The organism is Candidatus Hydrogenedentota bacterium (assembly GCA_019695095.1).
Lineage (GTDB): Bacteria > Hydrogenedentota > Hydrogenedentia > Hydrogenedentales > SLHB01 > JAIBAQ01.
Genome location: JAIBAQ010000198.1, coordinates 1 through 10,421, shown reverse-complemented (window position 1 = coordinate 10,421; position 10,421 = coordinate 1). Strand labels below are relative to the sequence as shown.

At 61.1% G+C, this 10,421-nt stretch carries 11 protein-coding genes; all 11 read right to left on the bottom strand.

Annotated features, from left to right (window positions below):
- Positions 1-34: 34 nt before the first annotated feature.
- A complete protein-coding gene (locus K1Y02_22135; protein ID MBX7259078.1) occupies positions 35-307 on the bottom strand; it encodes a SelT/SelW/SelH family protein in 273 nt (90 codons plus the stop codon).
- Positions 308-361: 54 nt separating this feature from the next.
- Positions 362-3,631 (bottom strand): hypothetical protein, encoded by a 3,270-nt coding sequence (locus K1Y02_22130; GenBank protein ID MBX7259077.1) that lies wholly within the window; start codon positions 3,629-3,631, stop codon positions 362-364.
- A gap of 193 nt (positions 3,632-3,824) precedes the next feature.
- Positions 3,825-4,196: a hypothetical protein gene (locus K1Y02_22125; protein MBX7259076.1), complete on the bottom strand. Its 372-nt coding sequence runs from the start codon at positions 4,194-4,196 to the stop codon at positions 3,825-3,827.
- Positions 4,197-4,218: 22 nt separating this feature from the next.
- Positions 4,219-4,740 carry a hypothetical protein gene (locus K1Y02_22120; protein MBX7259075.1) on the bottom strand — a complete coding sequence of 174 codons (522 nt, stop codon included), beginning with the start codon at positions 4,738-4,740 and terminating at the stop codon, positions 4,219-4,221.
- A gap of 136 nt (positions 4,741-4,876) precedes the next feature.
- On the bottom strand, positions 4,877-6,616 hold the full coding sequence (locus tag K1Y02_22115; protein ID MBX7259074.1) for a thermonuclease family protein: 1,740 nt from the start codon (positions 6,614-6,616) through the stop codon (positions 4,877-4,879).
- Positions 6,617-6,822: 206 nt separating this feature from the next.
- The gene (locus K1Y02_22110; protein ID MBX7259073.1) at positions 6,823-7,509 is read right to left on the bottom strand and encodes a phage tail family protein; all 687 of its coding nucleotides are present in this window, start codon (positions 7,507-7,509) and stop codon (positions 6,823-6,825) included.
- 2 nt (positions 7,510-7,511) lie between these two features.
- Positions 7,512-7,928, bottom strand: coding sequence for a hypothetical protein (locus K1Y02_22105; protein ID MBX7259072.1), 417 nt, complete (start codon positions 7,926-7,928; stop codon positions 7,512-7,514).
- A gap of 82 nt (positions 7,929-8,010) precedes the next feature.
- Positions 8,011-9,057 (bottom strand): phage major capsid protein, encoded by a 1,047-nt coding sequence (locus tag K1Y02_22100; protein MBX7259071.1) that lies wholly within the window; start codon positions 9,055-9,057, stop codon positions 8,011-8,013.
- 13 nt (positions 9,058-9,070) lie between these two features.
- Positions 9,071-9,451, bottom strand: a complete 381-nt coding sequence (locus K1Y02_22095) for a hypothetical protein (GenBank protein ID MBX7259070.1) — start codon at positions 9,449-9,451, stop codon at positions 9,071-9,073.
- Between the two features lie 26 nt (positions 9,452-9,477).
- Positions 9,478-10,176 (bottom strand): hypothetical protein, encoded by a 699-nt coding sequence (locus K1Y02_22090; GenBank protein MBX7259069.1) that lies wholly within the window; start codon positions 10,174-10,176, stop codon positions 9,478-9,480.
- Between the two features lie 35 nt (positions 10,177-10,211).
- A complete protein-coding gene (locus K1Y02_22085; GenBank protein ID MBX7259068.1) occupies positions 10,212-10,406 on the bottom strand; it encodes a hypothetical protein in 195 nt (64 codons plus the stop codon).
- Between the last annotated feature and the right edge of the window lie 15 nt (positions 10,407-10,421).

Sequence of the window (10,421 nt, the reverse complement as noted above, 5' to 3'; positions counted from 1 at the left end):
CGGTCGCTTCGCTTGCGTCAGTCCCCAATTTCAGTTAGCGGTCGGAATGCCCAAGGTCCTTGCCGGGCACGGCAAGATCGCGCACGCGCTGCTTAAGTTCTTTTGCGTCGGGGAAACGGCCTTCGTCCTTACGCGACCACGCGACCTGGCCGTCCGCGCGCACCTCGAACACACCGCCGGTTCCCGGAATCAACGTTACGCCGCCGAGTTCCTTCTCGAAGGTGCTGAGCAATTCTTGTGCGAGCCATGCGGCGCGCAATAGCCATCGGCATTGGGTGCAGTATTCTATTTCGACGCGCGGTTTCATGGGGTCTCCTTGAGAGGGCCAATGCCGCGGCCCGCCACAGGATACGAGTCCTGGTCAGCGCCACCACTTGATTTGCAGCGGATCGCGGGCCGTGGGGGCAATGTCGAGCGCAAACCGGAACTCGCCGGGAATCTTCGAGATCTTCACCAACACGATGTTGCGGCCCTGGCGCACCTGCACGGGGACCTCGTATTCGTTGAGGGTCTTGTGGGGCAAGTGTTCCAGGCTCTCGTGGACGAGCGTACCGTTCAACCACACCTTGGCCGCGTCCTGCAATTGCAACTGCATCGCGGCCAAGCCGCGGGCCGACGCATTGAACTCGGCGTACGCGTACCCGGTGCCGTGATCGAAGCGGGGATAATACTGATAGATCGGAGAGAACGCATCCTGCAGGTTCACGAGGTGCTTGTCCTCGGCGCGCGAATACCACCGCTTCCAGCGGATGGGTTTGTACCAACCTTGGTAGGTGGCGTTGAAATCAATCGCATGTTCAGGCTGATACGCGGCCACGTGGCCTTGATCGCCCCAATTGGGGAACATGCCAAGGACCATCCACAACCGGATTCGGTCGGCGCGTTCGCGTTTGAGCCAGTCCAGCGCGGGAGTTGTCAGCGCGGGCGGCTCTTCGGTCGGCACGGACCGGCGTGAGAAATGCTGAAGCATGTTCACGAAGATGCGATCGGCGACGGGGTCCTTCCCCAGGTTCTCGAGGACACGCAGATGCGTAAACACGATGCGACCGCTGCCATAGCGCCTCACGAGAATGTCGCTGCCCCACCACTTCGTCTCGCCGATCATGTAGTGACCGGCGGCGATAGGCGCCGTGTCGAAGGAGCCGCAGATGTCGTCGTCGCCGGATTCCACGAAGGTCTTCGCGGGAACGACATTGCGATAGGGTTGGCGCATGAGGCATCGCGCGGGCAAGCCTTCAAAAATCGGGTGCAGCTTGACGTAGTGGTAGATGCCCAGGAACGCGCCGACGGCGTCTTTGCTCGTGGCCATCAAGGCTGGATCCACATGTTCCGCGAGATCGTTCCAATCGTCCGGCGGCGAGAACACGATGGCAACGGCGCCTTCGCGGACCTCGGCCAGAATGCTCATGAGTTCCGCTTCCGGGTAGGCGCGGATCGTGTTCGCAAGCGGCGGAATTACGTGAATGGGCGAACGAGGATTGCCCGTCTTCGCGAACGCGGCGCACGCTTCGCGCCATTCGCGATGGGGATCGAGCACATGGATCGGGACCTCGCTCGCCGTTACGGCATCGACCACATGCAAGTCGATATCGTTCTGGCAAATGATGCGCGCACCCTGCACGATGCGCACCACGAACCGGTGCGTGCCCGTGGAACCGGAGGCGGCAATCGATCCCGACCAGACTTCCTTGTGGCCTCGGCCAACCGTGATCGCGCGGCGTTTTTTCCACAACACCTGGTTGGTGGGTCCCACGACCTGGAGCGATAGATCGCCGCGGCATTCGACGCGCTCGTCGTTGACGAGCGTCACCGTGACCTGAACTGATTCGCGAGGAACAAGATTCGTTTTCTCAATCTGAATCACGGGGAGCAGCGGCGCTTGGATGGCCTTGAGTGTCTTATGAACGGGCTTGGGTCTGCGCCAGCGATCGAGAACGCCCGCGCAGAACTCGTGGCCCGCGTCGCAGAGCTGCGTGTAACAGTATCCCGCGGCCTTCGGGTTGGCTCGAATGGACTCGATCTGGTGGCGCACGGCGTCACACTGAACTTCGCGCGCGGCGGCGGTAAACCCGGAGAAACTACCGAATACGCGATCCAGATCGCGTTCAGCGAAACCCTGCTGGGCAGCATCAAGCATGCCTTGAAGGAATCGAGCGTCTTTTAGTGTCTCGCGCTGATCGCCGTACTGGGCAATAACGTCCTTGAGATCTTCCATGCCGCCGAATCCAAATTCGGAGAGGAAATAGAGCGCGTCGGGATCGCCGCTGTTGAGGTAATGGCGCTTAATTTCCTCGTCCACCGGCGCGCGTTGATAGATGTGCAGGTCGTCGTAGACCTGAAACTCGTCGTGATAGGGCCGAATGAAGCGAGCGGGTTCGCGCGTCGCGTTCACTCCGCCGGAATCGTCGATAACAATGCGGCTGGGATCGAGCGAACGGGCCAGCTTGCACAAGTCGTCCTTGATGATTTGCGCGCCGCCGTTCACGACATAGCTCGCGTTGCCCGATTCGTTCAGGATGCCCCAGATGACAATCGACGGGTGATTGCGGTCGCGCAGGATCATCTCGCGGACTTCGCGTTCGCAACGTTCCTTCATCCATTCGGATTTCTCTATCCAACCGATGGGGGGCTCGGCGTAAACGAGCAGGCCGAGTTCATCGCAAAGGTCGAGCGTGATACGCGGCGCGGTCTTGATGTGCAACCGCACCATGTTGAACCCCGCTTCCTTGGCGAGTTGCAGCTCTTTGCGCGCAAGATCCACCGATTCGGGACCCGCAAGCGACCGCGCATAGTCGGGCTGGTGCAATACCGCTTTCAAGGGGTAGGAGCGGTTATTCAAACAGAAGCGGTTTTCGCGAACGGTGAATTCGCGCATACCGAATCGCACACTCTGTGCGTCGACGATCGTGTCGCCTTCGAGCACCTCGCAGAGCAACGAGTATAGCTTCGGAGTCTCCGGAGCCCACAGCTCGTGCTCGGGAAAATCGAGCATGAACTTGCCCGCGGGTCCGGCTGCGGTATGGGTCGTGTCTACGATGGAGATGCGCACGTCCGCGGGCTGCGACGTGGTCACCGTGGCGGTAATCCGCTTGCGACGGATATCGGGCTGCACAAAGACGTCGGTAATGTGGGTGCGATGCCGCGCAACCAGCGTCACATCGCCCCAAATGCCGGCGAAACTCCAGTATCCGTTTTCTTTGGCGCATGGAATCTGGCGGCGCTTGAAATCGCCGTAACCGTCTTTGTCGTGAGGATCAACCACGCGCACGCACAGAGTATTCGCACCGCGAACAATCGCTTCGGAGACATCAAATGCGAACGGCGTGTATCCGCCTTCGTGCGCGCCGAGGCAGCGGCCATTGAGCCAGACTTCCGCGTAGTAGTCGACCGCTTCGAACTGAAGCGCGACATGGAGACCGCTCCAGTCCTCCTGGACGTCGAAGGTCCGGAAATACCAGCCGACACCATCGTAATCGGGCACCCACAGATCCCAGACCGCAGGCACGGATACCTCGATACTGCCGGTAGTTGGGTGCGTATTGAACCATTGCGCGGTCTTTCCCTTGTCCTCGGGATCGAGCACAAGGGTCCACGCGCCGTTAAGTGAAAGCGTCTGTTTCTGTATGTTCATGGCGCCGCCGAAAAGGGTGTATCCCGGCGATGGTACAAGGTGAATGGAGAGGTTTCAAGCACCTTGTTGTGAAGTGGAAATGGATTGCCCAACCAACGCGCTGTGTGCGACCGCCAATTGACAGAAAAGGCGGGGGCAGGGGCGCATGGAGGAGTGCGAGCGCCCCTGCCGTTGGGAAGGAGAGGTTGGAGGATTAAGACGCGGACTTGGTCTTGCGGACGATGCGCTCGATCCAGAGATCGAGGTATTCGCCGCCGAGTTCGCGGGCTACGTCAATGCCTTGCGTTCTGCCGAATTCGATGGCGGCATCGCGGGCCAGTTCGCGGGCGCGTCTGCGCTCGGCGACGGTGAGCTTGCCGTCCTCGCTGGCCTCTTTCAGGGCGCTGACGTAGCAGTCATAAGTCTTCTCGACGCCGGCTTCGAGGGCCTCAAGCGCCTTGCGGACGCGTTCGTTCTTGCTGTTGCGGAACCACTCCTGCCCTTTGAAGAAGGTCCATGCGGTGGTAAACAAGGATGCGGCGAGGGTCAGGCCGGTTTCGGAAGTCAGAATCTCGGATGCGCTCATGATGAGTCTCCTTTTCGGTTGGTTACAGGTAGGTGCGGACATCGACGATGTAGCCGTTGATGCCGTCGTTGACGTTCTTGATTGAGGTCATGCCGGGGCGCAGAAACAGCCGTGCAAGCGCCAGACTGCCGGCGGGCGTGTTTGGCGCGACAGGCGAAGACGCTTCCGTGCCGGTGACCACGCTTGCGTCCCAGTTTTCGAGGCGCGCGACCACGAGATCGATGCGCGGAAGCAGTGCCGGGGGAGTGATAGCCGGCAGGTTGTAGGGCGCGTCCAGTCGAAACGGGTAGCGCGCGATAAACGCGTAGCCCGGCGAGACCTGGGCCGTCAGACTCGGTGAGGGAGTCTCCACTACAGCGAGATCGCCGGTCGTGGCCTTGCGGATGACGCCGTCGCCACCACCCCAAGCGAGACTGAGTAGGTTGTGGACGAGTTCGAGGGCCAGTTCGATGCGGTCGTCCCATGTGTTGAGTTTCGCGGAGGGGACCGGGCGTTCTTCGAAGGACCAGGAAGTCTTGGTGTAGCCCTTGCCTTTGATGGCCATGAAGGATTCCTTTCGTTGGTTGAGGGAAGAGAGACGACTTTGCGGCGGAGACCTGTTCACGCGGAATTGGGGACAGACCCGTCCACGCTCTCTACGTTCGCTTCGCTTAGGTCAGTCCCCAAGTTCCGCTGGTTTTTCAGTCGAGGTGGTAGCCCATGTCGAGGCCAACGGCCAGATCATCGAGACGGAACTGAAACAGGGCGCGCTTGCTGGGTTGGCTGCGGATGATGAAGGCGAGCGGATCGGCCACGCTTCGCAGCGGCGATGTGAGAGCCACGCGCGTCGTGACGGTTTCGCCGCAGAACCGGTGTGTGACTTCGCGGACACGCCCCACAATGCGGCCGTCAAACCGGTTTCCCCACTCATGCACGGCTTTGCGCTCGACACGGCGGACCGGCGCGCCGCGGATTTCGACAAGCTCGCCGACGCGGACTTCGGGGTTGCCGTGGTAGAAGACGATGGTTCCGTCCGGATTGGGGTAAGAGACATCATCGAGCAAGCCACTGGCCAGCTTATCCGCGTCGTCCTCGCGCGAGATTCCGAAGTACTCAAGGTACGTTGATTGTTCGCCGTACTCATTGATGCTGTCTTCGCGCGGATACGACTTGACGAGGGCCGAAACCACCGGGTTGGTCTCGATGGTGATCGCGTTGGCAAGCGCGGAGGCGTCCGAGCCGAGCGTGACGCCAAACTCGACGGGATTGTAGAACCAGACGCGGTCCGGGTACGTTTGTCTTCGGAAATGGATCGTGAGATCGGTGTCGACGAACCAGGTGCAGCCGCCCGCGGCATAGGCAAGCGCCGCGATGGACTCCAACACAGGGCCGCCGGCGTCGAATCCGGTAATCGTCTCCGCTATGGGCTCGATGGAGTCGGAGTGTTGGCCCGCGTACGAGTAGAAGTCTTTCAGTTCCATTTCGGGAACGTGATACCGGCCTTCTTCGTAGAGGTAAACGTCGGCTGCCCCCGTTTCGATCATGGCGGCGTTGAAGCAGCGCTGGCCGCCATAAACCAGGCCGACATAGCGGCCGTAGGCATCGACTCGATCGTCAAACTCGCCGAAACGGTTCTTGTGCGGATTGAGTTCAATCAGCTCAATACCGTGCTCGTCGATGAGGCCCTGAAGCGTCAGCTTGGCGAATTCGGCGCGCTGTTTGTAGAAACTCGCGTTGTATTGCGACGAGGTCCATGCCGCGACTTCCGGGTGCCGCTTGATGGCGTGCGCGTTCCTGGAAGTCTCTTCGGCATCGATCATCATGAGTCGCAGATCGGGCCAGGGGACTCCGTCCACGACAAGGCCGGCGATGGTGTCGCCGTCGATGGCGTAGGCTCCCGATGCGTCGATGCGTGAGAAATCGACCCATTGCCCCGATGCAATCCCGCCGAATTCCAGTTCATTCTCAGTGCTCTTCCGCGCGCACAGTTTCTGCCACTCACGTTCGGCGCCTTCGGGAAATGCGCTATGGGCAACGGTGTAGTGGAGCGAGCCGGGAACCGTGTTGATAAGGTCCTTCACCATCGCGGCGACGGTGCAATTGGCGTAGGCGCGTTTCGCTTGCTGTATGAATCGATCATCAGGCTGTTGCGCCGTGAACTCGATAACTTCCGGAAAGCGCACATAACGGTCGAGGATGAGCTTGCTTGTCTCGCTCCAATGCGGCGCGACTGCAACGATGGGCGCTTCGCAGAAGAGTGCGCCATCGACAAAGACACGAATGCGGTCCCCGTGGCTCACTTCGCGAATTTCGTCGGGAAGCATGCCAGAGACGCGATCGGGTCTGTCGGGGCTTGTGCGCACGGCCTCAACTAGCGGGGCATCGGTGAACGATGCGACGAGCCGTCCATAGGTGTCATGAATGTCTATTCGGTAGTTCACGGGATGATTCCTGTGCGTTTACTTATGTTGAGGGCAAGGTTGACGAATTCGGGGACAGTCCCGTCTCGCTTCGCTCGCTTGGGACGTCTCTGACTCCGGCGAACGTCAGGTGGGTTCAGAATTCGGGGACAGTCCCGTCTCGCTTCGCTCGCTTGGGACAGTCTCTGACTCCGGCGAACGTCAGGTGGGTTCAGAATTCCGAATTTTTACCACCAGCGGGACCGGAACTCGACGCTTCCGAAAGCGGCGTGCGCACTGGTGACATCGTCGGAAAACGTCAGTGTGGCGCCCTCAGGTTCAAGCCGCGGGAACTCGCCGGCGGTATACGGCGAAACGTCGTTTTCGTCGAGCGTAACCCGCCCGTTGGCGCCATCGAAGATCAGTACGGAACCGTCGCGGACAGTACCCGCATACTCGATCGTGCGAGTACCGTCGGATACAGCGGGGTTGATCAGGTTTCCCAGCGGTGCGAGCCGGATGGACGGCATTGCGAATACATTTCCGGCGGAGGCGAGATGGAGCACGTCGCCGGAATCTGTAACGTTCCACGGGTACACACTTAGCTCGACGGCCTCTTCGAAAGGCGACTTGGCTTTAAGCATCAGTGTGAACGAGCCGACACGCGCGCTCGATTCGACCTGGCGCGTGAAGCTTTCGCGGCGGACCCACAAACGCCGCCCAGGACGAAGAGACAGGGCGGCGGAGTAGTCTTCCGCGCTTGCTGCGTCGAGCAGCGCGTCCAGGCGCGCCTCAATGGCATCGACGGTGGAGGCTCCGACAATGACTCCGGAGATCTCAATTGTGCGCTCGCGCCGGCCGCCGACTTCGTTGTGGCGTTCCTGGACCGACGTGTGGGCAGGGTCGAACGTGAACGAACCAAGCGTCGCAACCATGATCAATCCTCCCCGAGAATCGGAATCGTGACCGTGGGTTCAATGCACGAACGAAACGGGCGCGGCCGCGTGTAGGGTTCCAAGAGGTACCACGCATGCTTTTCGGCAAGGGCCGCGGCCGAGGTCAGCGCGCGGAACCGGTCGCCGTCTTCAATGTGATTGGGGCCGAGGGTAATGCGCTTCTGCGTGAAAGCGTCGTGCGAGGCGAGCGCTTCGAAAAGGCGCGCGCCCGCGAGCAGGGTCTCGGCCATAACAACCGCGTTCTCGGGCGATTGCATATCGATGTCTTCGGCGAGCACGCGGAGAATCTCTTCGTGGGCCGTGTCGATGCACGAATCAACGAGCTCAGAAGGGACATTCACCGTATCGGCGATCTGAAACTTGAGGCGCACGGATGCCTCGGTAGTAAACGCGGGCATGGGAATTCTCCTGTAGGTTTGGAGGCGCGGGGACGCCTTGCGGCGCCCCCGCTGCGTATGTGCCGGCGGGAATCCGGCGTTACTACCAGTCGCTGCGGACAACCACACGCGCCTTCTCGTACAGAACGGCGAAGTCCGTCACGACGGTCAGATAGGTGCGGTCCCATTGCTGGTTGATGAGTTTGTCGCTTTCGACGAGCAAGTCCTGCTCGGTCAGTTTTTCGACGGCATAGCCTGAGTCGACGATCGTCAGCTTTTTGGCGGGCTGATCGACCAGCGGAACCAGCCTCACGCCAAGCGGAGTAGGCAGGTCACCGGACTTCGCGAAGTCGAAGAGCGCGGAATCCTTGAATTCCTCCATACCGAGAATGGTCTGCGCGAGTTCGGAATTCGCGAGCATGTGCGTCGGCGTGAAGTAGTGGTCGAGCGTCAAGGTCATGAAGCCCTTGACAATGTCCTCGTAGGACCACGCGCCGGAGACACCAGTATTGACCGTGGGCGCCGCCGTCGCGCTACCGGAGTTGTCGCCGCTGACGAGCACCTGGGCGAGGCGCGCATCGAGGTTGCGGCCCAGGCGCTCGCCGATGCGGCGCAGGTGTACGCGAAGCATGTCCACGGACATGCGGCGGATCACCTCGTAGGACGCGATCACACCGCGGCCTTTCTTGTCGAGGCGCACGATGCGGTCTCCGTAGGTAATCTCCGATTCGGGAATCGCCGCGCCTTCGGCGACGGTGCGCATCTCTTCCTCGACGGAAGACTCGGCGACGTAGGGGACGTCGTAGGCGGTTCCGGAGACGTGCTCATCGTGCACGATCAGCTCGGGATACACGGGCTTGTGCTTGAGTCCCGCGATAACGGCTTCGCGCACGATGTCGGGGAAGAGCCACTTGGCGTTCGGATCGCTCTGGAAGAAGCGGTCGACGGTGATGCGGCCCACGTCGATCCCGAATTCCTGCGCGCAGTAGTCGGCGACGTTGACTCCGAGCGCGCGGAAGAACTGGGTGTGCGTGAGTCCGAGCGTACCGAGTTGGTCGTAGAGGTCACGGCCGCGGACTTGCCGCAGCCGGTCGGGTTCTTGGCTGAGGAACGCGATGCGTTCGCGTACCGTGTCGTCTCGATAAGGCATGGTTGACTCCCGATTAAAGCAGCACGTGGACCAGCGAGGCCCCCGTGTCGACTTTGAGGTTGATGCCGGTTCCGTTGCCGGAAGACGGCGCTTTTACTTTGCCGTCGACGTCGGAGGCCGCGATGCCCGCGACGCCGTTGATGGTGGGTGCCGCGCCCGTGTACGCGAAGAGACAGACGCCGCGCACTTTGATGGGGACAGCTTGGCCGTTCACGCTTGCCGCGGCGAGCGCTTGGCCGAAGACGGGGTCATCGGCAGCCGTCGCGTTGTCGACCGTGTACGGGCCGGCGAGTTTGACCGCATCGCCGGGGGCGATCGTGATCGGTCCAGAGGACAAGGTCTTGCAGGTGAGGACCAGTTCGGTGACCGGACCTCCCAGGTCTCCATAAGCCATGATGGTTCTCCTTTTGGTTGTGGGTGTCAGCCCCGGAGGATCGCGAGCGCGTCGCCACGGCGGTGTGAGGGTTCATCGTCGCGCAGACGCTCCGGCTTCGACACCGGGGTTGGCGGGTACTTGTTGTCGAACCGCACCTCAAAGGCGCGGAGGTGCGTGTGAATGTCTTCGAGCGACAACGCGGCGAGCGATTTGCGCCACGTGTCCACGTCGAATGCGTCGCCGTCGAGTTCGCGGCCCAGACCGCAGAGCCGTTCGATTGCGCGTCGGCGCGCGGATGCCCCGTCGGTAATCAATTTGGCGACATCCGATTCGGCGGCCTTTGCGAGTGCGAGAGCGCTGCGTACTTCGTTGATTGTGTTGGGCGATAGGCCCGGTTGCCGTGTGGCGCGCACGATGCGTGCTCCGGCAGCGCCACACAGAAGTACGGCGCGTTCGTCGGTGTCTCGTTCGATCCAGCAAAACGTGCCGGCGTCTTGCCGTAGCGCGTCTCCGTCGCGGTCAAGCCATTCGAGAGAGTGCGGGGCCTTCTCGGTGGCCGAGAGTTCCCCTTCGAGCGTTGCGCTGTCGATACGCCAGCCGAGCAGGTAGCCGTCCTGCTCCAATCGCAGATCGAGATGCGGGCCTTCGGCGTCGGTGTGCTTGTGGAGTACAAACCGGCCGTCGGTATGGGCAGGTGATTCGGACGCGGCGGATGCGTCGTCGCAGTGAATGGTCCAGTACATGAGTGACGTTCTCCTGATGTTGAGCGAGGTGTGAATCAGTGCTGAAGAAGCTGCTGGGCTAGCGTGACGACCACGCCGACGAGGTTGGCGACAAGGAGCATGATGCCTCGCACCAATGTCGTTTCGAGGCTCTTGACACGGTCTTTCAATTCGCGTACGTCTTCGGTGAGATTGCGCGTTTCGACTTCGTAGACCTGGGCAAACGCGCAGGTGTCCTGGGTGCAGTTCATGGGAAGTCTCCTGGA

Coding starts and splice junctions, on each gene's coding strand:
- K1Y02_22135 (MBX7259078.1), bottom strand. CDS start 307: ATGAAACCGCGCGTCGAAATAGAATACTGCACCCAATGCCGATGGCTA.
- K1Y02_22130 (MBX7259077.1), bottom strand. CDS start 3,631: ATGAACATACAGAAACAGACGCTTTCACTTAACGGCGCGTGGACCCTT.
- K1Y02_22125 (MBX7259076.1), bottom strand. CDS start 4,196: ATGAGCGCATCCGAGATTCTGACTTCCGAAACCGGCCTGACCCTCGCC.
- K1Y02_22120 (MBX7259075.1), bottom strand. CDS start 4,740: ATGGCCATCAAAGGCAAGGGCTACACCAAGACTTCCTGGTCCTTCGAA.
- K1Y02_22110 (MBX7259073.1), bottom strand. CDS start 7,509: ATGGTTGCGACGCTTGGTTCGTTCACGTTCGACCCTGCCCACACGTCG.
- K1Y02_22105 (MBX7259072.1), bottom strand. CDS start 7,928: ATGCCCGCGTTTACTACCGAGGCATCCGTGCGCCTCAAGTTTCAGATC.
- K1Y02_22100 (MBX7259071.1), bottom strand. CDS start 9,057: ATGCCTTATCGAGACGACACGGTACGCGAACGCATCGCGTTCCTCAGC.
- K1Y02_22095 (MBX7259070.1), bottom strand. CDS start 9,451: ATGGCTTATGGAGACCTGGGAGGTCCGGTCACCGAACTGGTCCTCACC.
- K1Y02_22090 (MBX7259069.1), bottom strand. CDS start 10,176: ATGTACTGGACCATTCACTGCGACGACGCATCCGCCGCGTCCGAATCA.
- K1Y02_22085 (MBX7259068.1), bottom strand. CDS start 10,406: ATGAACTGCACCCAGGACACCTGCGCGTTTGCCCAGGTCTACGAAGTC.